The sequence below is a fragment of the Arthrobacter sp. V1I9 genome (assembly GCF_030817075.1).
Taxonomy (GTDB): domain Bacteria; phylum Actinomycetota; class Actinomycetes; order Actinomycetales; family Micrococcaceae; genus Arthrobacter.
The window spans coordinates 72,832-94,452 of record NZ_JAUSYU010000001.1 but is presented as its reverse complement, the minus strand read 5'-3'; the positions used below and the strand labels follow the sequence as shown (position 1 = coordinate 94,452).

At 64.6% G+C, this 21,621-nt stretch carries 19 protein-coding genes, 1 pseudogene and 1 riboswitch; of the genes and pseudogenes, 11 read left to right on the top strand and 9 right to left on the bottom strand.

Going from position 1 to position 21,621, the window contains the following annotated elements; genetic code table 11:
• Positions 1–2 precede the first annotated feature (2 nt).
• From QFZ70_RS00420 to QFZ70_RS00400, 5 genes are all read right to left on the bottom strand, one after another.
• Entirely contained in the window at positions 3–974 is a 972-nt protein-coding gene (locus QFZ70_RS00420; RefSeq protein WP_307093565.1) for a DnaJ C-terminal domain-containing protein, read from the bottom strand.
• Between the two features lie 283 nt (positions 975–1,257).
• The gene (locus tag QFZ70_RS00415; protein WP_307093564.1) at positions 1,258–1,938 is read right to left on the bottom strand and encodes a nucleotide exchange factor GrpE; all 681 of its coding nucleotides are present in this window, start codon (positions 1,936–1,938) and stop codon (positions 1,258–1,260) included.
• A gap of 2 nt (positions 1,939–1,940) precedes the next feature.
• On the bottom strand, positions 1,941–3,824 hold the full coding sequence (dnaK, locus tag QFZ70_RS00410; protein ID WP_307093563.1) for a molecular chaperone DnaK: 1,884 nt from the start codon (positions 3,822–3,824) through the stop codon (positions 1,941–1,943).
• Between the two features lie 239 nt (positions 3,825–4,063).
• Positions 4,064–4,360 carry a hypothetical protein gene (locus QFZ70_RS00405; RefSeq protein ID WP_307093562.1) on the bottom strand — a complete coding sequence of 99 codons (297 nt, stop codon included), beginning with the start codon at positions 4,358–4,360 and terminating at the stop codon, positions 4,064–4,066.
• Between the two features lie 105 nt (positions 4,361–4,465).
• Entirely contained in the window at positions 4,466–6,673 is a 2,208-nt protein-coding gene (locus QFZ70_RS00400; protein WP_307093561.1) for an efflux RND transporter permease subunit, read from the bottom strand.
• Between the two features lie 205 nt (positions 6,674–6,878).
• Between QFZ70_RS00400 and QFZ70_RS00395 the strand changes: the two genes are divergently transcribed.
• From QFZ70_RS00395 to pabB, 5 genes are all read left to right on the top strand, one after another.
• Positions 6,879–7,427, top strand: a complete 549-nt coding sequence (locus QFZ70_RS00395) for a MarR family winged helix-turn-helix transcriptional regulator (RefSeq protein ID WP_307093560.1) — start codon at positions 6,879–6,881, stop codon at positions 7,425–7,427.
• A 29-nt stretch (positions 7,428–7,456) separates the two neighbouring features.
• Complete coding sequence (locus QFZ70_RS00390) at positions 7,457–8,275, top strand: methyltransferase domain-containing protein (protein ID WP_307093559.1); 819 nt, start codon at positions 7,457–7,459, stop codon at positions 8,273–8,275.
• 63 nt (positions 8,276–8,338) lie between these two features.
• Positions 8,339–8,962 carry a LysE family transporter gene (locus QFZ70_RS00385; protein WP_307093558.1) on the top strand — a complete coding sequence of 208 codons (624 nt, stop codon included), beginning with the start codon at positions 8,339–8,341 and terminating at the stop codon, positions 8,960–8,962.
• Between the two features lie 133 nt (positions 8,963–9,095).
• Positions 9,096–9,629 carry a low molecular weight protein-tyrosine-phosphatase gene (locus QFZ70_RS00380; protein ID WP_307093557.1) on the top strand — a complete coding sequence of 178 codons (534 nt, stop codon included), beginning with the start codon at positions 9,096–9,098 and terminating at the stop codon, positions 9,627–9,629.
• 33 nt (positions 9,630–9,662) lie between these two features.
• Positions 9,663–11,750, top strand: coding sequence for an aminodeoxychorismate synthase component I (pabB, locus tag QFZ70_RS00375; RefSeq protein ID WP_307093556.1), 2,088 nt, complete (start codon positions 9,663–9,665; stop codon positions 11,748–11,750).
• Between the two features lie 19 nt (positions 11,751–11,769).
• Here pabB and cls read toward each other — a convergent pair whose 3' ends face one another.
• A complete protein-coding gene (cls, locus tag QFZ70_RS00370) occupies positions 11,770–13,245 on the bottom strand; it encodes a cardiolipin synthase (RefSeq protein WP_373461498.1) in 1,476 nt (491 codons plus the stop codon).
• Between the two features lie 93 nt (positions 13,246–13,338).
• On the opposite strand from cls, the gene QFZ70_RS00365 reads away from it, so the two are divergent.
• A complete protein-coding gene (locus tag QFZ70_RS00365; protein ID WP_307093555.1) occupies positions 13,339–14,268 on the top strand; it encodes an aminodeoxychorismate lyase in 930 nt (309 codons plus the stop codon).
• A 67-nt stretch (positions 14,269–14,335) separates the two neighbouring features.
• Here QFZ70_RS00365 and QFZ70_RS00360 read toward each other — a convergent pair whose 3' ends face one another.
• Complete coding sequence (locus QFZ70_RS00360; RefSeq protein WP_307093554.1) at positions 14,336–15,049, bottom strand: TetR/AcrR family transcriptional regulator C-terminal domain-containing protein; 714 nt, start codon at positions 15,047–15,049, stop codon at positions 14,336–14,338.
• Positions 15,050–15,280: 231 nt separating this feature from the next.
• On the opposite strand from QFZ70_RS00360, the gene QFZ70_RS00355 reads away from it, so the two are divergent.
• From QFZ70_RS00355 to QFZ70_RS00340, 4 genes are all read left to right on the top strand, one after another.
• A complete protein-coding gene (locus QFZ70_RS00355) occupies positions 15,281–15,535 on the top strand; it encodes a hypothetical protein (protein WP_307093553.1) in 255 nt (84 codons plus the stop codon).
• Between the two features lie 152 nt (positions 15,536–15,687).
• Positions 15,688–15,802, top strand: a riboswitch (SAM riboswitch).
• Positions 15,803–15,815: 13 nt separating this feature from the next.
• Positions 15,816–16,094 carry a DUF1737 domain-containing protein gene (locus QFZ70_RS00350; protein ID WP_307093552.1) on the top strand — a complete coding sequence of 93 codons (279 nt, stop codon included), beginning with the start codon at positions 15,816–15,818 and terminating at the stop codon, positions 16,092–16,094.
• The gene (locus QFZ70_RS00345) at positions 16,091–16,501 is read left to right on the top strand and encodes a rhodanese-like domain-containing protein (protein WP_307093551.1); all 411 of its coding nucleotides are present in this window, start codon (positions 16,091–16,093) and stop codon (positions 16,499–16,501) included. The genes QFZ70_RS00350 and QFZ70_RS00345 overlap by 4 nt, the downstream gene beginning before the upstream one ends.
• Entirely contained in the window at positions 16,502–17,710 is a 1,209-nt protein-coding gene (locus QFZ70_RS00340) for an O-succinylhomoserine sulfhydrylase (protein ID WP_307093550.1), read from the top strand.
• Between the two features lie 66 nt (positions 17,711–17,776).
• Here the strand turns inward: QFZ70_RS00340 and QFZ70_RS00335 are convergent.
• Both QFZ70_RS00335 and QFZ70_RS00330 read right to left on the bottom strand, forming a co-directional pair.
• Positions 17,777–19,007, bottom strand: a pseudogene (locus QFZ70_RS00335) (glutamate--cysteine ligase).
• Between the two features lie 67 nt (positions 19,008–19,074).
• A complete protein-coding gene (locus QFZ70_RS00330) occupies positions 19,075–20,598 on the bottom strand; it encodes a UDP-N-acetylglucosamine 1-carboxyvinyltransferase (RefSeq protein ID WP_307093549.1) in 1,524 nt (507 codons plus the stop codon).
• Between the two features lie 178 nt (positions 20,599–20,776).
• On the opposite strand from QFZ70_RS00330, the gene QFZ70_RS00325 reads away from it, so the two are divergent.
• A complete protein-coding gene (locus QFZ70_RS00325) occupies positions 20,777–21,604 on the top strand; it encodes a hypothetical protein (RefSeq protein WP_307093548.1) in 828 nt (275 codons plus the stop codon).
• The last annotated feature ends 17 nt before the right edge of the window (positions 21,605–21,621 follow it).

The following is a 21,621-nucleotide window of genomic DNA, read 5'->3' as shown; positions in this document are numbered from 1 at the left end:
TGCTAAAGCCGGGCCTTGGCGGCCAGGCCCTCGCGGACGTCGGCTCCGGCCGTGGCTTCAGCAAACGCCTTGACCGCAGCTTCCGCTTCCTTGTTCAGGTTCTTGGGAACCGCGACGTCGATGGTCACCAGCAGGTCGCCGGTCCCCTTGGACGTCTTCACGCCTTTGCCCTTGACCCGGAGTGTACGGCCCGACGGCGTCCCGGCCGGCACGCGGACACGAACCTTTTCGCCGTCGATGGTGGGCACTTCGATGTCGGCGCCCAAAGCAGCTTCGGGGAAGGTGACGGGGACGTGCACGCGGAGGTTGTCGCCGTCGCGCGTGTAAAAGTCGTGTGGCTTGACCGCCACGGATACCACGAGGTCGCCGTTGCCGGCCAGACCCGGTTGGCCCTTGCCGCGCACGCGCACCTTCTGGCCGTCCTTGATGCCGGGGGGCACGCGGACGTCGATGACCTCGCCGCTGGGTTCACGCAGGCCGATGGTGGTGCCGCGGATGGAACCCGAGAAGGAAATACTTGTGGTGGCGGTCCGGTCAGCACCCTTCTGCGGGGTGCGCTGGAAACCCGTCTGCCCGAAGCCGCCGCCGAACAGGTCAGCGAACTCGGGCGGGATGCCGCCGGCCGAGGGGTTGAACCCGCCTGAGTGGCGCCCGGTGTTGCCGGTGAACAGCCCGCCGAACATGTCCTCGAACCCACCGTTGCCCGCACCGGTGCCGCCGGGGGCAAAGCGGGCCCCGCCGCCCATGGCCCGGATGGCGTCATACTGCTGGCGCTCTTCGGGATCGGAAAGTACAGAGTAAGCCTCGGAGATGTCCTTGAACTTCTTCTCGGACGCAGTGTTCCCCGAGTTGGTATCAGGGTGGTGCTGCCTGGCGAGCTTCCGATAAGCCTTCTTGATGTCGGCGTCGGAAGCGTCCTTGGCGATACCAAGGATCGCGTAAAAGTCCTTGTCCACCCAATCCTGGCTAGCCAATGGCGTTTCCTTTCTCGTTCAAACCTTAGTGCTCGGCGTTTGTGACGCTCCGCTGGATAGGGGGCCGTGCCCGCTCCGCGGTGCCCGCCACGCCGCGGCCCCCTATCCAGCTGCGCTTCGCCTGTCCCCACCTTAGGCGAGACAACCGCCAAGCGACGGACGGATAAGGGGGCCCGGGAGTGGCATCGGGCCTGCCGGAGCTGGGTGGCCAAGGATCGCAGATCCTTGGCCACCCAGCGTAGGGGCGGGGCCCCCTTATCCGTTCGGCGCGACCATGAGCGGACTAAGCCGGAACGGCCACAATCACCTGCGCGGCCCGGAGGACGCGTTCGCCTGACTTGTAGCCGGAGCGGAGCACCTGGCTGACTGTGTCAACTTCGATGTCCTCGCCGGGCTGCTGGATGAGAGCCTCGTGGATCGTGGGATCGAACTCCACGCCGGTCTCATCGATGCGTACCAGGCCGTAGGTCTTCAGCGCGTTCTCCAGCTTGGCGGCGATCGCGGCGAAGGGGCCGTCAGCGAGGTCGCCGTGCTGCCGGGCGGCGTCGACGTCGTCCAGTACCGGGAGCAGGGAGTTCAGGACGCCGATGACGGCCATTTCCCCTGCCACGGCACGGTCGCGCTCAACGCGCTTGCGGTAGTTGACGTACTCTGCCTGCAGGCGGAGGAGGTCGTTCTTCAGCTCGGCCGCCTCAGCGGAGGTGGACCCTGCCGAAACACCCTGGGCCACGGATTCCTCGGCCGGCACCTCGATGCCGTTAAGGATCTCCTCGGCCTGGGCCAGCGCGTCGCCGTCGGAATCCGCTGCCTCGGAACCGGCGCCCGGGGCTGACCCGCCGCCCTCCGGGTGCCGGGCCTCCCCGGTCACCGGGTCAACCTTGCGGTTGTCCCGGACGACCGGTTCCTGGCGGCCGTTGCCCTGCTGCTCCTGGAGGTGCTCTTCCTCGTTACCGTGGTGCGGCATGGCTACTTCTTCGCTTCGTCTTCGTCGATGATCTCGGCGTCGACGATGTCCTCGTCAGCAGCCTTGTCGCCGCCTGCGGCACCGGCAGGAGCGCCGCCTTCAGCACCTGCGGCACCGGTTGCGCCGTTGGGGGAACCGGCCTGGGAGTAGATGGCCTCGCCCAGCTTGCCCTGGGAAGCCTGCAGCTTCTCGAAGGCAGCCTTCACTGCGGCGTCGTCCGTGCCTTCGAGGGCCTTCTTGAGGTCGTCGACGTCGGTCTGGACCTCGGTCTTGACCTCTTCAGGCAGCTTGTCGGCGTTGTCGGCGATGAGCTTGTCCACGGAGTAGGCGAGCTGCTCGGCAGTGTTGCGGGTGTCGGTTGCCTCGCGGCGGGCCTTGTCCTCTGCTGCGTGCTCCTCCGCATCCTTGACCATGCGGTCGATGTCTTCCTTGGAGAGGCTGGAACCGCCCGTGATGGTCATGGACTGTTCCTTGCCGGTGCCCTTGTCCTTTGCGGAAACGTGGACGATGCCGTTGGCGTCGATGTCGAAGGTGACCTCAACCTGCGGCACGCCGCGCGGAGCCGGCGCGATGCCGGTCAGCTCGAACGTGCCCAGCGGCTTGTTGTCGCGGGTGAATTCACGCTCGCCCTGGAAGACCTGGATGGCCACGGACGGCTGGTTGTCGTCAGCGGTGGTGAAGGTCTCGGACCGCTTGGTGGGGATGGCGGTGTTGCGCTCGATCAGGTGCGTCATCACGCCACCCTTGGTTTCGATGCCGAGGGACAGCGGGGTGACGTCGATGAGGAGGACGTCCTTGCGCTCACCCTTCAGCACGCCGGCCTGGAGGGCTGCGCCAACGGCCACAACCTCATCCGGGTTCACGCCCTTGTTCGGTTCCTTGCCGCCGGCGAGTTCCTTGACCAGCTCGGAAACGGCGGGCATACGGGTGGAGCCGCCCACCAGCACTATGTGGTTGATGTCGGAGAGCTTGATGCCGGCTTCCTTGATCACATCGTGGAACGGCTTCTTGGTGCGCTCCAGCAGGTCCTTGGTGAGGTCCTGGAACTTGGCGCGGGTCAGCTGCTCATCCAGGTGGACCGGGCCGTCAGGAGTGACGGACAGGTACTGGAGGGAGACATTGGTGCTGGTGGAGGAGGAGAGTTCCTTCTTGGCCTGCTCAGCCGCTTCGCGGAGGCGCTGGAGGGCAATCTTGTCCTTGGACAGGTCGATGCCCTTGACCTTGAGCTGGTTGAGCAGGTAGTCAACGACGCGCTGGTCCCAGTCGTCGCCGCCGAGGCGGTTGTCACCGGCGGTGGCGCGGACCTGGATGGTGGAGAAGTTGTCTTCGTCCTTGCCGACCTCCAGCAGGGAGACGTCGAAGGTGCCGCCGCCGAGGTCGAAGACCAGAATGAGTTCGTCTTCCTTGCCCTTGTCCAGGCCGTAGGCCAGTGCTGCGGCGGTGGGCTCGTTGACGATGCGCAGGACGTTCAGGCCTGCGATCTCGCCGGCTTCCTTGGTGGCCTGGCGCTCGGCGTCGTTGAAGTAGGCCGGGACGGTGATAACAGCGTCGGTGACCTTTTCACCCAGGTAGGACTCGGCGTCGTTCTTCAGCTTCATGAGGATACGCGCGGAAATTTCCTGCGGGGTGTACTTCTTCTCATCGATGCCGACGGTCCAGCCGGTGCCCATGTGGCGCTTGACTGAAGCGATGGTGCGGTCGATGTTGTTGACGGCCTGGCGCTTGGCGATCTCGCCGACCAGGACCTCGCCGGACTTGGAGAATGCAACGACGGACGGCGTGGTGCGGCCACCCTCGGCGTTGGCAATAACGGTGGGCTCGCCACCTTCGAGAACGGAGACGACGGAGTTGGTGGTTCCGAGGTCGATACCTACTGCACGTGACATGTGTTGCTTCCTTCTTTCCTTGGAAACTGCGGGCGCCCAGACAATTGAGCGTTCTGCACTCAACTCTACTCAAGGCGCCTGCGATGTCAATCCAAAGTTGAGCGAAGTACGCTCAACTTCGGTCGGGGCAGCGGAGGGACGACCTGCATTTCCGCGGAATAGCGGCCTTAACAGCGGACGACGGCGGCTCTCCATTTCGCTGATGGAGAACGCCGCCGCCGGACTGCTTGCGTGCGGTGCTACCTCCCGGTGTCCCGGTCGCCGTGAAGGGGCCCCCGCTCCTCGGCCGTGGTGTTGACCTGCCCGTCGGTCAGGCCTTCGCGGATGGTGTCCGTCTCGTGAGCCGTTCCGGCGGTGCCGGCATCCCCGTAGTCCCCCTCCTGGTACTCGCCGTCCTCAAGGTTCCCGGCAGGCTCTCCTACAGTCCCGGCATCGCCGTAGTCGCCGTCCACGTACTGCCCGCCCTCGCCCTCCAGCCCGGGGGCAGTGCTTCCCTTACGGGGCTCCTCGCCGAAGGTTTCCTGGTTCTCAGTCATGGTGCATCTCTCCTTTGAGTTCCGCGTCCACGCGGGCGCATTTGCAGTCTATCCAGCAGGCGTTTCCGTCAACAGGGCCTTCGTTGCGCGCCGTGCATGCCGGCCCTACCGGCGGCCGGCCCCTTCCAGATCGGTCTCGAGGTTCCCGCCGGCTTCGCGCTGGACGGCTGCATCCTTCTCGGGGCGGCCAAGTTTGCCTGGCCACCAGATCCGGGGACCGATGTCGTACGCCAGGGCGGGCACCAGCAGCGAGCGCACCAGCACGGTATCCAGCAACACCCCGAAGGCGACAATGAAGGCCAGCTGCACCAGGAACATGATGGGAATAACACCCAGTGCCGCGAACGTCGCTGCCAGCACCACACCGGCTGAGGTAATCACACCGCCCGTGACGCTAAGCCCGCGAAGGATGCCGGGGCGGGTGCCGTGCTTCAGGGACTCCTCGCGGACCCGGCTCATCAGGAAGATGTTGTAGTCAACACCGAGCGCCACCAGGAACACAAACCCGAACAGCGGAACGGTGGCGTCCGCCCCGGGAAAGCCCAGGACGTTGTTGAAAACAAACGCCGAGACACCCATGGCCGCCCCATAGGAGAGCACCACCGACAGCACCAGCAGCACCGGGGCGAGGACGGAACGGAGCAGCAGCATCAGGATAAAGAGGATGACCACCAGCACAGCCGGAATGATGATCCCCAGATCGCGCTGGGCCGTGGTGTTGGTATCGAGGGCCGTCGCCGTCACGCCGCCCACCAGAGCACCGGAATCCATAGCCTTGACCTCTTCCCGCAGGGCCTTCACGGCTTCCTCCGCCTCGAGTGAATCCGCAGCGGAATTCAAGGTTGCGTTGATCAGCACCTTTCCTTCACGGACGTCAGGAGCGCGGGGAGCGCCCGGGGCTCCGGTGACGGGCACCGAACCTGCCCCCAGCAGGTAAGCCTCGCCCACGCCGTCGGCCGCCTTCACGGCGTCCAGCACCTCCTGCGCCTTGCCTTGGTCCGCAACCACGACGGCGGGGCTGCCGCTGCCGGCGTCGAAATGGCGCGCCAGGGCGTCCTGGCCGTCCACTGCGTTTGACGCACTGAGGATGACGTCCGTCTGCGGAACGCCGTTGGCCTTTAGCTGCAGGACACCCGCGGAGCCGGCGAGCAAAAGCAGAACCGAGGCAACCCAGACAATGCGTGGGCGCCGGGAGATGAGCGAGCCGGTGGCACGCCACAATCCCCTCTGGCCTTCCAGTCCCGTGACAAGCTCGGGGTCCCGCTCACCGGCGGCTACCAGCTGGGGACGGAAGGGCCAGAATGCGGCGCGGCCCAGGATGGCCATCAGTGCGGGCAGCAGGGTCAGGGCCGCAAACAGTGAGCAGAGGATGCCTGCAGCGGCCACGGGACCCAGGGCCTTGTTGGAATTCAGGTCGGAGAAGAGCAGGCACAGCAGCGCAATGATCACGGTTGCCCCGGAGGCCAGGATCGGCTCGAAGGAAGCTTTCCAGGCGGTCAGCGCCGCAGCCGTGCGGTTGGCGGTGTGGGTAAGGGCTTCCCGGAACCTCGCCACATACAGCAGGGCGTAGTCCGTGGCGGCGCCGATCACCAGGATGGAGAGGATGCCCTGGCTTTGGCCGTTGAGCTGGATCCAGCCGGCCTTGGCCATGCCGAAGACCAGCAGGATGGCCGCGCACAGGGCCAAGACGGAGGTCAGGAGCACCACAATGGGCAGCAGCAGCGAGCGGTAGACAATCAGCAGGATCACGAACACCGCGGCCAGCGCCACCACCAAAAGAATGCCGTCGATGCCGGCGAAAGCTGCGGTCAGGTCAGCCGCGAGCCCGGCAGGTCCCGTGACGAACGTGCGCATGCCTTCGGGTGCCGCCTCAGCGACGGTGTCCCTTAATTCCTGTACGGCCTCCTTGACCTCGGCTGAAGAATCAATGGGAGCAATGAACTGGACCGCCTTGCCGTCGTCGGACGGAATGGGCACGATAACTGCGCTGCCGAGCTCCAGGCCTTCAAGCTCCGTCCGCAGGCCTGCCACCTCGCCGAGCTGCGCAGGAGTCAGGGTCTCATCGCTTTCCAGGACGATGACGCCGGGAACCTCATCGGAGTCCCGGAACTTTGCCTGCCAGTCCTGCGCTGCAGTGGCCTCGGCGCTGGCGGGCAGGAACGACGCCTGGTCGTTGGAAGAGACCTCCTCCAACCGCCCGAAGGTGGGACCGCCGATCCCGGCGAGGGCCAGCCACGTCAGCACCAGAATCACGGGGAGCAGCCAGCGCAGCCAGAACGGGACGCGTTCCTTGGCGAGGGAATGGGAGTTCATGATGCCTTTCGGGGGTGGACGGGAGTAGAATTGGTTCCATATTAGAGTATCTCCACAATGGAGATAAGAGGCTGACTAGCTTTTTCCTACCTCGTCCCGATAAGAGGGGGTTGCCCGACTGAAGTAATATCCGTCAGTACGGTTTAGCGGCACTGTTATTGGCCGGGACAGCCTTCCCGCAACGAGCAGATTTCTGGAGGTGGACATGGCAGGCAAGGAGAGCCCGGCCACCCCTGGTCCTCCTGTGGGCGAGGGGCCACACCCGCTGGTTCGGCTCCTTCAGGAGTTCACTCTCGAGGCCAACCGCTACGTGGACACAGCCGGCGGGCGCAAGGACATGCACCGGACGGACCTGAACGCGCTGGCCGTCATCATGCGCCATACCGCGAACGGCGGGACGGTCACGCCGGGGCTCCTCCGGAAGGAGCTGAACCTCAGCTCCCCCGCCACCACAGCCCTGATTGACAGGCTGGACAGCTCCGGACACGTGGTGCGCGAACGGGACAGCTCCGACCGCCGGCAGGTCCATCTTCGGATGACGCCCAAGGCATTCCAGGACGGGGGCGCCATCTTCGCTCCCCTTTCGCGCCGGATGGGCAGCGCCATGGCGGACTTCAGCCAGGGGGAACTGGAAACAGTGACCCGTTTCATGACGGCCATGGTGGAAGCCACGGTGGCCGCGCGGGAAGAATCGTCCAGCGCACCCAAGCAGGCCGCGCCAAGTGTCGTTTTGACGGAACCAAACGACACTTAGAGCCACCCAGTTGGGGGTAGCGTTTGGTTATGAGTGCGCAGCAGCCCGAAGACGACGTTTACACGCACGGCCACCACGAGTCGGTGGTCCGCGCCCATGCCGCCAGGACCGCCGAGAATTCCGCGGCCTTTGTCCTGCCGCACCTCGCCCCCGGGGCAGAAGTGCTCGACGTCGGCTGCGGCCCGGGCAGCATCACCTGCGATTTCGCCGCCCTGGTCAACCCCGGGAAGGTCACCGGGCTGGACCGCTCCCCGGACATCATTGCCCAGGCAAAGGCGCTCGCCGTTGAGCGCGGGGTAGCCAACGTCGAGTTCGTGGCCGGGAACATCTACGACCTCGACTTCGAGGATGAAACGTTCGACGTCGTTCATGCCCACCAGGTGCTGCAGCACCTGACCGACCCCGTGGAGGCGTTGCGGGAGATGCGCCGCGTCGCCAAGCCAGGCGGGATCGTAGCCATCCGCGACGCCGACTTCCACGGCATGAGCTGGTACCCCGCCATCCCGGAGCTTGATGAGTGGATGGAGCTTTACCAGCGGATCGCGCGGCGCAACGGTGCAGAACCCGACGCCGGCCGGCGGCTCGTCAGTTGGGCACAGTCGGCGGGCTTTACCGACGTCGCGCCCACCAGCAGCAATTGGCTCTACGCCACCGGGCAGCAGCGGCGCTGGCAGGCCCGCGTCTGGGGCGAGCGCGTGCTGCACTCCGCTTTCGCCGAGCAGGCGCTGGAATACGGCTTCGCCAACCCTGCCGACCTCGCGCGGATCTCGGCAGGCTGGCACCGCTGGGGATCCACCGACGACGGCTGGTTCCTGATCCCCAACGGCGAGGTCATCGCACGGGCGTAGGAGAATGCCGCAAGCATTCGGACCCGTGGCAACCCTCTGGTAAAACCGCCCTAAACTTGACTGGTGCAATTCTCCCTTTGGCTCGCCCTGGCCGGTGCCGGTGCCCTGATCAGCTTCACGCCTGGTGCCGGAGCCATCAACACCATGAGCAATTCCCTGAACGCCGGCTTCCGCCGCTCCATTTGGGGCATCCTCGGCCAACAGGCAGCACTGGTGATCCATGTGGTGATCGTGGCCCTTGGCGTCGGGGTGCTGGTGGCCAGCTCGCCTGTGGCCTTCAACGTCATTCGTTATGCCGGCGCCGCGTACCTGGTCTATCTGGGCATCAGGCAGTTCCTCACCAAGCCGGACCTCGAGCAGGAGAAAATCGCGGGCCTCCGGAACGAGCCCGCCTGGTCCATTTTCCGGCGCGGACTTTGGGTGAACCTGCTGAACCCGAAGGCGATCGTATTCTTCCTCGCTTTTATGCCCCAGTTCATCCGCCCGGAACAGCCCCTCCTCGCTCAGTACGCAGTACTCACCGCTACAGTCGTGGCCATCGACATCCTGGTCATGTGGTTCTTCTTCGCGGCCGCAGCCCGGTCCTTCGAGCGGTTCACCCATAGTGCCCGAGGGCAGCTGATCCTTAACCGTGCGTTCGGCGTGCTGTTCGTGGCTGTGGGAATCCTGCTGGCTTTGATCCACTGACGTTCTGCGCGCGCAGGAGGCGGGCAAACAATGTGAACGGGATGTGACGGAGAAGCAAAGGTTCTTTACAGGGCCGTCAACATTTGTGAACCAGCGCTAGCCAATAAGGCTAATTAGCACGCATGCTTAGTATATGAACTCAATGTCGAGCCCATACCGCGTTATTGCCGTCTGTACCGGAAACATCTGCCGGTCCCCTATGGCCGAGCTGATGCTCGCCGCGGCGCTGGAACGCGAGGGGCTGGACAGCGTAGTCACAGTAGACTCCGCGGGCACCACCGGCTACGAAGCGGGCCGGCCGATAGACCCGCGGGCCGCGCGCCGCTTAAGCGTCACGCAGCTCCTCTCCGACAAACATGTGGCCCGGGAATGGCAGCCGGGATGGTTCCGCGAACGTAACCTGATCCTGGCGCTGGATATCGACCATTACGCCTGGCTGAGCCAGTCCGCGCCGGACCAGGAGTCCAGGAACAAGATCCGCATGCTCCGCAGCTTTGACCCCCGGCAGGCGGGAAAGGACTTGCTGGACCAGGGCATCGAAGACCCCTGGTACGGCGGGCAAGCCGATTTCGACGCCGTCTGGCACCAGATCCACGCCGCGCTGCCCGGGCTCGTAAACCACATCAAAGGTGCCGTCATCAAAGATGCCCAGCTCCTGCGCAGATGAAACCGCGGCAGGGATAAAGGTACGCTCTAACCCATGAGCCCAGCCCCCGTCATCATCGCCGTTGACGGGCGCTCCGGAGCAGGGAAAACAACGCTCGCCGTCGAACTGGCGGCACGGCTGCGCGCCCATCACAAGGTCTCGCTGTTCCACCTCGAGGACATCTACCCCGGCTGGAATGGGTTGATGGCCGGGGTTGACCGCTACGTCGCCGCCGTCCTCGAACCCTTGAGCCGTGGTGATGCGGCCACGTGGACCAGCTGGGACTGGGAGAAGAGATACGACGGCGACATCCGCGTCACGCTGCCCGCCGAGATCGTCATTGTTGAGGGTGTGGGCTCCGCTGCCGCCCCCGCCCGCCCCCACCTAAGTGCCGTCATTTGGGCGGACTCGCCGGAGGAGGTTCGCCGGGCCCGCGCGCTGGACCGTGATGGCGGAACCTACGAACCGTACTGGGACCAATGGGCGGCCCAGGAAGAGGAGTGGCTGAGCGCCGACGACGTCCCGCGCCATGCTGATCTACGCGTCCTGAACCGCGCTGACGGCAGCGCCCCCACCGACGTTCTGCAGTTGCTGCCGTACCTCCCCGCCCTGGCCACTGTTCTCTCCCCTGAGTTGTCCTCCCGCCGCGGCCTAAGCCTTACCGCGGAGCGCCTGGAGCTGCGCCCGGATGCGGCCATGCTGTTCAGCATGCTCTACGGCAGCTCACCCAACGCCGTCTGGCTGGACTCTTCCAACGCGGCCACTGGAGCCGGGACCGGGGCGGACCAGCCAGGGTCCGCAGCGGCGGAGCGCAGCCGCTTCAGCATCATGGCGGACGACGGCGGCCTGTCCGGCCAGTTGGTGATCCATTGTTCCGGCGAAAGCCAGATCAGCGCAGGCTGCGCCACAGCTACGGTGGAAGGTCCTTTCTTCCGCTGGCTGGACACGGTATGGGGCGGCGCAGCGGTCCGCACCCCGGAGGGCTACCCGGGCGAATTCACCCTGGGCTGGTTGGGCTGCCTTGGGTACGAACTCAAGCGGGAGACGGGTGGAGCAGACCTCTCCGCGCCCACCCCGGATGCCGCCTTGATCTTCGCCGGCAGGGCTGTGGTCCTGGACCACGCCGAGGGCACTTCCTGGCTCCTGGCTTTGGACGTCCCCGACTCGGACCAGTGGCTCAGGGACGCGCGGGCAGCCACTGAGGCGGCCTCCGGTCGTGCCGCCCAAGCCGCCGTGGCTGCCCAGGCGGGCGGCAGCAACGGCGTCGTACTTTCGCAGGCGCCCGTGTTCCGGAGCCGTGATACTGCCGATGCCTACAAGGAGAAGATTGCTGCGGCACAGCACGAAATCGCCGAAGGAAACACCTACGAAGTTTGCCTGACCACGTCACTCACGGCCAAGGTTCCCGCCGCAGCGCTGGATCCGTGGCAAACGTACCTGTCCCTGCGCCGCAGAAACCCCGCCCCCTTTGCCAGCTACCTGAGGTTCCGCAGCCTGACCGTGGCCAGCACCTCGCCCGAACGCTTCCTGAAGATCGCGTCCGACGGCGGCATGCGCGCCGAACCCATCAAGGGAACCCGCCGCCGCGCCTCCGATCCGGCGGAAGACGGCCGGCTGCGGCTCGAGCTCGAAACGTCCCTGAAGGACCGCGCAGAGAACATCATGATCGTTGACCTGCTGCGGAACGACCTCAGCCATTTCGCGGTCCCTGGCTCCGTGACCGTGAGCAGGCTCTGTGCCATCGAAAGTTACGCCACCGTCCACCAAATGGTCAGCACCATTGACGGCCAGCTGCGGCGTGGATCATCCCGCGCGGAGGCTGTGGCGGCGTGCTTCCCTGCCGGCTCCATGACCGGCGCTCCCAAGATCAGCACCATGGCCATCCTGGACCGGCTGGAAGGCGACGGACGGGGGCTGTACTCCGGCGCCGTCGGCTACTTTTCGCTGAACGGCGCAACGGACCTCGCCGTCGCCATCCGGACGCTGGTGATCCGCGACGAAGGCAACGGAACCGCGGAACTGACCCTCGGCGTCGGCGGCGCCATCACGGCCGACTCGGACGTCGACGAGGAGTACGAGGAGATCCGGACCAAGGCCTTCGGTGTCCTCTCGACACTCGGCGCGGAGTTTCCGGACGCCTGAACCAAGCTCCCGCACGCTGTTACTGGACGGTTGCCGTCAGCCTCGCCACGTTATCGACATAGCGCGCTGCCAGCGGCCGGTTGAGCCAGTCGGACAGCTTGAGCTCATGCGAGATGTCCCGGTAAGTGTCTTCCACGGCGCGCATCTTGGTCACGATGTCCGCGCCCAGCAGCATCACCGACACCTCAAGGTTCAGCGAGAAGGAGCGCATGTCCATGTTGCTGGAACCAAGGACCGCCACTTCGTCGTCGATGGTGAAGTGCTTGGCGTGGAGCACAGATGGAGCCTTGTACAGGTAAATCCGGACGCCGGCCTCCAGCAGGGCCTCGTAGTAGGAACGCTGGGCGTGGTGGACCAGGAACTGGTCACCCTTTTCGGAAACGAAAAGCTCTACGTCCACTCCGCGCTGGGCGGCGGTGGTGATGGCATAGAGCAGTGAATCGTCCGGAACGAAGTATGGACTGCAGATGGAAATCCGGTGCTGGGCGGAGTAGATGAGGGTGTTGAAGAGCCGCAGGTTGTTTTCGGTGATGAACCCCGGGCCGCTGGGAACCACCTGCGCGGTGACGTTTCCGGGATGCACGTTCGCCGGGAGCTGCAGCTGGTGTTCCAGGGACTCGTCGGTTTCGCTCAGCCAGTCGGTGGCGAAGACGACATTCAGGGTGGTGACGATCGGCCCGTGGAGGCGGGCCATCAGCTCCACCCACTCCCGGCCTGCCTTGCGGTGCCGCGGGTTGTTGTAGGAAGGCTCGATCAGGTTCTGCGAGCCGGTGAAGGCGATTTCGCCGTCGATCACCATGATCTTGCGGTGGTTCCGCAGGTCCGGCCGGCGCCACTGGCCGTGGATGGGCAGGAGCGGGAGCATCCGCTTCCACTGGATTTTGCTGGCCCTGAGCCGCTTCAGGAGCCTGTTGTAGCCCTTGACCCGCAGGGTGCCGATGTGGTCGAACAACACCCGGACTTCCACGCCGCGCTCGGCCGCTTCCTCCAGGGCCGTCAGCAGGTCGTTGGTGATGTGGTCCGTGCTCATGATGTAGAACTCGGCGTTAACGAACTTCTTCGCCTTCCGCACGGCCTGCGTCATGTGCAGGATGGAGTCCGGGTAGCCGGGGATAAGGTCCACGGAATTGCCATCCACCATGGGCAGCGAGCCCAGCCGCCGGTTCAATTCCGCGGCGGACCGCACCCATTCAGGGCCCGGGTAGTCGCTCTCCACGTCCGCAAGCGACGAGATCCCGGCGCGCACCCGCTCGTTGACCTGCTGCTGCTGCTCGCGGCGGCGGCTGGACAGCTTGAAGTTGCCGAACAGCAGGAAAAGGATGATGCCCAGGAACGGGACAAAGAAGATGCCCAGGAGCCAGGCCATCGCCGTGGTGGGCCGGCGGTTGCCCGGGATGATACCCAAGGCCAGCACCCGGATCACCAGGTCGGCGACGGCCAGCAGCACCACGGTCCAAGTCGGCGCGGAACCGGCAAGCGAAAATGGCCACAACACGTGATTAACCCCCGAAGGATGGGCTCCCGGCGGACGGTTCCGGCCGGGGCACTCTGCCCAGCTTATCCGCGGGTGCCGCACTAAGCTGGAGCCATGACCTCTCCAGCTCCTGTTGTTCTCGTGTTCCTCGACCCGGCTTTCCCGGATGGGCGGCTTGCCGATGCGTCCAAGCCGCAGTTGCTCGTGACGGACCAGGGCGCCACCCGGGGTGACGGGATCTTTGAGACCATGCTCGCAGTGGACGGCAAAGTGCGGAAAATCCAGGCCCACCTGAACCGCCTGGCGGGTTCCGCCGAGGCACTGGACCTCGCCATTCCAAGCGAGCAGGTATGGCGCCGCGCCATCGCCACTGCCCTGTCCGAACACCGCGCCCAGCATCAGCCTGCTTCCGGGTCCGACGATGAACTGGTGGTCAAGCTCGTGGTGACCCGCGGAGCCGAAGGCGCCTCAGCCCCCACCTCCTGGGTACAGGTTTCCCCTGTCGGAGCGGCCGGGCGCCGCCAGCGCGAGGCCGGCATCGACGTCATCCTCCTCGACCGGGGCTACGACAGCGACGTTGCCGAGCGTGCCCCGTGGCTGCTGCTCGGCGCCAAGACGCTCTCCTACGCGGTCAACATGGCGGCGTTGCGGCATGCCCACAAGCAGGGTGCCGACGACGTCATCTTCATCTCCTCCGACGGCCGCGTCCTGGAGGGCCCCACGTCGACTGTGCTGATGGCCCACGTGGAAACGGCCGACGACGGTACGTCCGTCAAGCGCCTCATCACACCGCAGCTGGACAGCGGTATCCTCGCGGGCACCTCCCAGGGTGCCTTGTTCGCCGCCGCCAAAGCGGCCGGCTGGGAACTGGGGTACGGTCCGCTGGAGCCCCAGGACATTTTGGACGCCGACGCTGTCTGGCTCATTTCGAGCGTGCGCCTGCTTGCTCCGGTGAACAGCATCGATGGCAAAGACGTGGGCACCCCGGCGGTGCAGAAAGAGCTGACCGCGGAACTGAACGAGCTGTTTGCCAGCATCGCGTAGCGGTTTCCACTGCCGCAGTACCGACCGCCGCCGGGCTTCCTTCGAGTAGCTGCCGCACTTCCCGCCGCTAAGCGGGGGGAGCTTTTGGCTGCGCGATCAGCTGCGCTTCGAGGCCGGAAAGCAGGATGGTGATGCCCTGGTCCAGCTCAGCCTCGCCGTCATATTCGGCGAGCGCCGGAGCCAACGCACGGAGATGGGGAAACTCTTTGAACGGCAGCCGGTGCAGCCCTAGCCGAAGCAGCACTTCATTCTCTTCGGGGTCAACCACGAACTCCTGCAGTTCGTTCAGAAGGTGGCCATAGAGGAACCCGTAGTAGGCCCTATAGACGTGGAGGGCGTCGGCAGGGCTGAATCCGGCGCCAATCAGCAGGGCGAGAATCTGCTCCAGCGGGCGCAGGGTGCCCAGCGGGCGCAGACCCAGCGGAGTGGAGAGCGGCCTCGTCACCAGCAGCGGCACCACGTTGGGATGTTCGAGCGCGAGCCGCCGAAGGTTATGCGCGATGTGCCGAAGCTGGGCTTTCCAGTCGGGGTCCTCCGGGTGGATGGGCAGTTCGTTGAGAACGAGCTCCGAAACGCCATCGAGCAACGCCGCCCGGTTCTCTGCGTAGCGGTAAAGGCTCATCGGATCCCGGCCCAGCTCCTGCCCCAGCCGGCGCATGGTCAGCGCGTCAAGGCCTTCCGCGTCCACCAGCTCCAATGCCTTGTTGAGCACCAGATCACGGTTGAGCCGCTCCTTTGGGGCGCGGCCCTTGGCAGGGCCGGGGGTTTTCGGGGAGGGCATGATTTTTCCGTTCTGGAGCCGGCGGCAAGCGTTCTGGAGAGGGTATCTCCAAACGCTTGCTGTATATGTAGTCTACGGGTAAAGTCTACATTGTAGTAAGGGCGTTGACACCGCTCAATCCATCGATTCCAAAGGTCTCGATCACCCCTCCGTGGCCCCGTGCAGGGCATTGAGGATTTCGCTGCTGTAGCCGAACGGCGGTACACACGCACTTAGCGAAGGGACGCCGTCATGGCACATTCGCAGTTCGATCTTTTTCTCCAGGAAGCCACCCACCTCGACCAAGCGTCCGACCACAGCCTCAGCGGTGACCGCCTTTATGGTCTCTACACCAGCTGGTGCTTCATCAACCAGCAGGCACCCGGAATGGAAGCCGCCTTCTGGGCAGGCATGAAGCACAGGATCAGCCCGAGCCATAACGGCCTGCGGATGAAGGGTCCGGCCGCAGCCGACTACATCCTGGCGAGCTGCCCCGGGATCGTATAAACGACATCAAAGGAAAGGCGTGAAGCGCCCCCCAGCGGGCAGCCCTTCACGCCTTTCGTTTGCTCCAACAGCTGGGCGGCCGCCCCGCTCAGTTACGGAACATGACGACGGCGGCGATGCGGTGCCGCGCGCCAAGTGTTACTTTTTTGGGGAGTAATGAGTACCGGCGTCAAGCCCTGACTGGCCGGTCGGCAACCCTCCTTTCGCGGCGGGGTGCCTCAGGTGAATACTCGGCATATCGACCGAATCGTGTTGCAAGCGTGAAAGAAGGAGATCCGTCGTGTCTGACGCACCTGCCCCTGAAGAAAGACTCTCCTACCGGCTCGTTACCGGGCCCGATGACAGGTCTTTCTGTGAACGGGTTTCGACCGCCCTGGCCGAGGGCTATGTGCTTCACGGCAGCCCTGCCGCCACGTCCAACGGCGGCAAGGTGATTGTTGCGCAAGCCCTGGTTCTTCCGGCAGCCATCGCTTCCGCCGATGCAGCAGTTGCTACCGCCGTGGATGACCTCGAATCCGCGGGCGACGACCTTGAGTTCGACGGCGAGGGCCACGCATGAGCTACGCAGGAGACCTGACGCCCCAGGAGGCATGGGACAAGCTGGAGCAGGGCGCCATCCTGGTGGATGTGCGCACCGAAGGCGAATGGGCCCACATCGGTATCCCGGACACAAAGGCCACCGACAACGATCCGCTGTTCATCCAGTGGACGTTCCCGGGGGGCATCCCCAACCCGGATTTTATTACTCACCTGACGCAGCAGGCGCCGGAGGACGCTTCGGCCGAACTGGTATTCCTGTGCCGCTCGGGGCAGCGTTCCATCGCGGCCGCCATTGCTGCCACCCGGGCCGGCTTCACCTCCTACAACGTGCTGGAGGGCTTCGAGGGCGAACCCGACCGGTACGGCGAACGCACCGTCAACGGCTGGAAGAACCGCGGCCTGCCCACCAATCTCGGAAAGAACTAAGTGACCTTTAACGAAGACGCCGCCGGCTGGAGCCCCGACACCCAGGCCGTCCGTGGCGGACTTGACCGCACCAATTTCCAGGAAACCAGCGAGGCGGTGTTCCTGAACTCAGGGTTCGTGTATGAATCCGCGGCTGCGGCAGAGCGCGCTTTCACGGGCGAGGACGAGCGCTTTGTGTACTCCCGCTACGGCAACCCCTCCGTGGCTACCTTCCAGGAGCGGCTCCGCCTCCTCGAGGGCACCGAGGCGTGCTTCGCGACAGCGTCCGGCATGTCCGCCGTCTTCACCGCCCTGGGTGCCCTGCTGGCTGCCGGCGACCGCGTGGTTGCCGCCCGCTCGCTGTTCGGTTCCTGCTTTGTGATCCTGAACGAAATCCTGCCGCGCTGGGGTGTGGAGACAGTGTTCGTGGACGGCCCGGACCTGGAGCAGTGGCGCGATGCCCTGTCCCAGCCCACCACCGCCGTCTTCTTTGAGTCGCCGTCCAACCCGATGCAGGAAATTGTGGACATCGCCGCTGTCAGCGAACTTGCGCACGCGGCAGGTGCCACGGTGGTGGTCGACAATGTCTTTGCCACTCCCCTGCTGCAGCGGTGCGGAAAGTTCGGCGCGGACGTGATTGTCTACTCCGGGACCAAACACATCGACGGTCAGGGCAGGGTGCTGGGCGGCGCCATCCTCGGCACCAAGGAATTCATTGACGGCCCGGTCAAGCAGCTTATGCGCCACACCGGCCCGTCGTTGTCCCCCTTCAACGCCTGGGTGCTCACCAAAGGCCTTGAGACGATGGCCCTCCGCGTCAACCACTCTTCGGCTTCAGCCCTTCAGCTGGCCGAATGGCTGGAGCAGCAGCCTGCCGTGAGTTGGGTAAAGTACCCGCTGCTGAAGTCGCACCCGCAGTATGAACTCGCCGCCAAGCAGATGAGTGCCGGCGGCACCGTTCTCACCCTGGAACTCGCGACGACGGGTGGCCGCTCGGGCAAAGAAGCGGCCTTCGCGCTTTTGGATGGCCTGCGCATCATTGATATTTCCAATAACCTTGGCGACTCAAAGTCCCTGATCACCCACCCCGCCACCACCACGCACCGTGCGATGGGTCCGGAGGGACGCGCAGCCATTGGCCTGAGCGACGGCGTCGTGCGGCTTTCGGTTGGTTTGGAGGACGTGGATGACCTGATTGGCGACCTCGAACAGGCACTGAAGCAGATTTAAAGTTTGGCTGGCGCTGCGTCCACACCGACCCCGGCAACCAGTCCTTCCCAGACACCTCCTGAGATCTTAGGGCTGGCGGACCCGCAACAGATCCGGAACCTCATCAACGTCCGGGAAATCCAAGGAGCCGCGCATCGTCACGTCTATTGCATGCTTGACCAGGGCACCAAAGCCCAAGTCCTCAGGCGCATAAGCGGTCAACGCCTTGTCCCGGACGCGGCGCTGTTCAGCTGCCCCCCGTACCACGGGCAATAACGTCCTCTACCCCCTGCCGGGCCAGGGCAAGCTCGCCCTGCTCCTGCAGTACCGGGGCGAGATAGTCCACCAGGGAACGCACTACGTCGGCGGCACGGGCCGGCCGGAAGGAACCGAAGTCCAAAAGCTCCCCGCTGAGCCCGTCGCTGCTCGCCTGCCAGGAAGCCATCCGCAAAAGTACGGTGGGCACCGGCGCGGGATCGACGCCCTCACGCCACTCACGGCCCGCGGTCTCCACAAGCGCCCGGACAAGAACAGCAATGAGGGCCGCATCCTCGGCCCGGAGGCAGACGTCGGCAACACGGACCTCCACAGTGGGGTGGTTCCGGGACAGTCGGGCGTCGAAGTAGATCATCCCTTCGTCCAGCATCACCCCGCTGTCCAAAAGCCGGGTAACCACCCGGCGATAGGCAGAATAGGTTCCGTAAATACCGGCGGGACCCGCCGTCGGCCAGCGGTTCCACGCCTGGGTACGGTAGCTTTCAAAACCAGTCTGAAGACCGTTCCAGAACGGCGAGTTCGCACTCAGTGCCGTGAGGACCGCAAGCTTGTCGCGGATTCGGTCCAGTACAGCCACGCCCTCGTCCTGGGACTCAATATAGGTATGGACGTGGAAACCGCAGGTCAGTTGCTCCTGGGCAGTCAGGCCAAAACGCTCCAGCATCCTGGCATAGCGCGGATCTGGAGTGGTGTGGCTGGCCAGCCCAAGGGGTGAGGTGGCCAACGCAGTCACCCGGGCATTATTCTTCCTGGCAGCCTTGTCAGCGAGCGCCCGGCCGGCCCGGATCTGGTCCAGCAGCACACCGTACTCCAGGCATGGCCGCGTCTGCGTCTCAATTTGCTCCAGCTTGAGTTCGGCACTCAAGCCCATCTCGTCGTCGTCGTAAACGGTTTTGTCTTCCGTTTCGAGATCCCGAGGGTCATCCGGAGCGTCATCGGCAGCCAATCGGCGGCCCGACAGGAGAGCATCAGCAAGGGCAAGCGGCTCCCCGCTCTCCGGATCAACGATCAGGAGTTCTTCCTCAACGCCGAATGTTCGCATACTCACATTCTGCGGCAGGCGGGCCCCTTTTGAAGGCCCCCATGGCTTCATGACGAAGCGTGAATGTTCAGTCCTGGAAGTACTCCACTTTGGCGCCGATAGCGTTCAACCGCTCGGCGAGTTCCTCATATCCCCGTTCGATGACGTAAATGTTCCGGAGTTCGGAGACTCCCCTGGCGGCCAGCATGGCCAGCAGCAGGCATGCTGCCGGGCGCAGGGCCGGCGGACAGCCGACCTCTGCTGCGCGCCACTTGGTGGGGCCGTTGACGTAGATCCGGTGGGGGTCCAGCAGCTGAACCTGTGCACCCAGCCGGTTCAGCTCCGTGAGGTAAATGGCCCGGTTTTCATAAACCCAGTCGTGAATCATCGTCTGCCCGCTGGCGTTGGCGGCAATGACGGCGAAGAAGGGCAGGTTGTCGATGTTCAGGCCCGGGAAAGGCATCGGGTGGATTTTGTCCTCCGGCGCGTGCAGCTCCGAAGGCTTGGTGGTCACGTCCACCAGCCGGGTCCGGCCGTTGCGGGCCATGTACTCGCCCGATATCTCCAGCTGCTGGCCCATCTGCCCCAGCGTGGCCAGCTCGATTTCCATGAACTCGATGGGCACCCGGCGGATGGTCACCTCAGAGTTGGTCACAATGCCGGCGGTAATGAGGCTCATGGCCTCGATGGGGTCCTCGGACGGGAAGTACTCAATCTCAGCATCGATCATGGGACGCCCGGTGATCTTCAAGGTGGTGGTGCCGACGCCGTCGATGGTCACGCCCAGCATCTGCAGGTAGAAGCAGAGGTCCTGCACCATGTAGTTCGGGCTGGCGTTGCGGATCACCGTTGTCCCCTCACGGTGCGCCGCTGCCATGATGGCGTTCTCGGTGACAGTATCGCCGCGCTCCGTAAGCACGAAGGAACGGTCGCGCGTGTCAGCAGAAGGGGCCTGTACTGCATAAAAACCTGCAGTTGCTTCCACTGTGAGTCCGAACTGGCGCAGTGCCTGCATATGCGGCTCAACAGTGCGCGTGCCCAGGTCACAGCCACCCGCATACGGGAGGCGGTACTGCGAAGACTCGTCCAGCAGCGGCCCCAGCAGCATAATGACGCTGCGCGTGCGGCGGGCGGCTTCAACGTCCATCGCCTCCAGGTTAAGGACGGCAGGCCTGCGGAGCTGGAGGTCCGAATCGTTGAGCCAGGTGCACTCGACCCCGATGCTGCTGAGCACCTCAACAATGCGGTTCACTTCCTCGATGCGCGCAAGACGCCGAAGAATAGTGGTCCCCCGGTTGATGAGGCTTGCGCACAGCAGCGCGACGCCGGCATTCTTGCTGCTGTTAACGTCCACGGAGCCGGAGAGCGTGCGGCCGCCCTCCACCCGAAGGTGTGTCATCTGGGGTTTTCCCACGTTGACGATGCTCCGGCCGAAGATCGTCTCAAGGCGCTGGATCATTTTCAGGCTCAGGTTCTGCTTGCCCTGCTCCATCCGGGCAATGGCACTCTGGCTGGTCCCGAGCTCGGCGGCCAGCTGGCCCTGGGTCCAGCCCTTCTCGCCCCGGGCATCCCTGAGCATGGCGGCAACGTGTTCGGTAGTTTCCTGCGTCATGCCCATAAATATATCACAAATGAGCTACGTAATAGCCGCCCCGGCCCGTTCAAAGCCATTTGGAGAGCGTTTACCCACTACATGCGATAGCGATGAGCTGCCAGCTTTGTTGACCTTGCCTGCCTAACCGGAGGAAACTGGATAGACCCTCTTACTTTCGACGACGACGGAGGTGACAGTGCGCCGAACTCGAGAGGTCCGGGTAACGGCTCAGCTGGCCGCCCTGCTGTTCGCTGTCCTGCTCCTGCTCCCTGCCGGGCCCGCGTCCGCGGCGCCCTCTCCGGGTGAAGGCCGGCAGTCCACGCTGGGCAACGATGTCTCCTGGCCCCAGTGCGAAAATCCCCTTCCCGCAGAGCCGGCTTTTGCCATCGTCGGCGTCAACAACGGGTTGGCCAACAACACCAACCCTTGCCTGAGGGAACAGCTCGAATGGGCGGAAACCTCATCCGGCATTACGCCCCAGCCGAAGGTGTCCCTTTACGTCAATACCGCCAACCCTGGAAGCAGCGGCTCGTGGTGGCCCACCAGCAACGAATACCCCATACTATCGGCCGTCCATAACCCCTACGGCTCCTGCGAGGAAAACGACTACGGGAAAGCCTGCGCTTACATGTACGGCTACGCCAAGGCCTACGACGACGCCTACATCCGCGGGATCACCAACCCTTCGGACTATTTTTGGTGGCTGGACGTGGAAACCGAGAACAGCTGGTCCACCACAGACAAGGATGCGAACCGCACTGTACTGGAGGGCATGACGGACTTCTTCCACAGCATCGACGTCAAGGGAGTCGGGATCTATTCAACCGGTCTTCAATGGGGCCGGATCGTGGGTACCGTCAGCAACTCGAGCAACCTCTATTCGCTGCCAAGCTGGCTGGCCGGGGCGCGCTCCGTCGCCGGGGCCAAAGCCAACTGCTCAGACCCGCCGCTGACCGACGGCGGTGAAGTGGCTCTTACCCAGTTCGTTTCCAGGAAATTCGACTACAACCACTCCTGCGACTGAGCTCCGGCGTCCACCAG

Excerpts from the sequence above, each read along its gene's own strand:
- QFZ70_RS00330 (WP_307093549.1), bottom strand. The coding sequence starts at position 20,598 with ATGACGCAGGAAACTACCGAACACGTTGCCGCCATGCTCAGGGATGCC.
- QFZ70_RS00400 (WP_307093561.1), bottom strand. The coding sequence starts at position 6,673 with ATGAACTCCCATTCCCTCGCCAAGGAACGCGTCCCGTTCTGGCTGCGC.
- QFZ70_RS00355 (WP_307093553.1), top strand. The coding sequence starts at position 15,281 with ATGGCACATTCGCAGTTCGATCTTTTTCTCCAGGAAGCCACCCACCTC.
- QFZ70_RS00415 (WP_307093564.1), bottom strand. The coding sequence starts at position 1,938 with ATGCCGCACCACGGTAACGAGGAAGAGCACCTCCAGGAGCAGCAGGGC.
- QFZ70_RS00380 (WP_307093557.1), top strand. The coding sequence starts at position 9,096 with ATGAACTCAATGTCGAGCCCATACCGCGTTATTGCCGTCTGTACCGGA.
- dnaK (WP_307093563.1), bottom strand. The coding sequence starts at position 3,824 with ATGTCACGTGCAGTAGGTATCGACCTCGGAACCACCAACTCCGTCGTC.
- QFZ70_RS00395 (WP_307093560.1), top strand. The coding sequence starts at position 6,879 with ATGGCAGGCAAGGAGAGCCCGGCCACCCCTGGTCCTCCTGTGGGCGAG.
- QFZ70_RS00390 (WP_307093559.1), top strand. The coding sequence starts at position 7,457 with ATGAGTGCGCAGCAGCCCGAAGACGACGTTTACACGCACGGCCACCAC.
- QFZ70_RS00405 (WP_307093562.1), bottom strand. The coding sequence starts at position 4,360 with ATGACTGAGAACCAGGAAACCTTCGGCGAGGAGCCCCGTAAGGGAAGC.
- pabB (WP_307093556.1), top strand. The coding sequence starts at position 9,663 with ATGAGCCCAGCCCCCGTCATCATCGCCGTTGACGGGCGCTCCGGAGCA.
- QFZ70_RS00360 (WP_307093554.1), bottom strand. The coding sequence starts at position 15,049 with ATGCCCTCCCCGAAAACCCCCGGCCCTGCCAAGGGCCGCGCCCCAAAG.
- QFZ70_RS00345 (WP_307093551.1), top strand. The coding sequence starts at position 16,091 with ATGAGCTACGCAGGAGACCTGACGCCCCAGGAGGCATGGGACAAGCTG.
- QFZ70_RS00365 (WP_307093555.1), top strand. The coding sequence starts at position 13,339 with ATGACCTCTCCAGCTCCTGTTGTTCTCGTGTTCCTCGACCCGGCTTTC.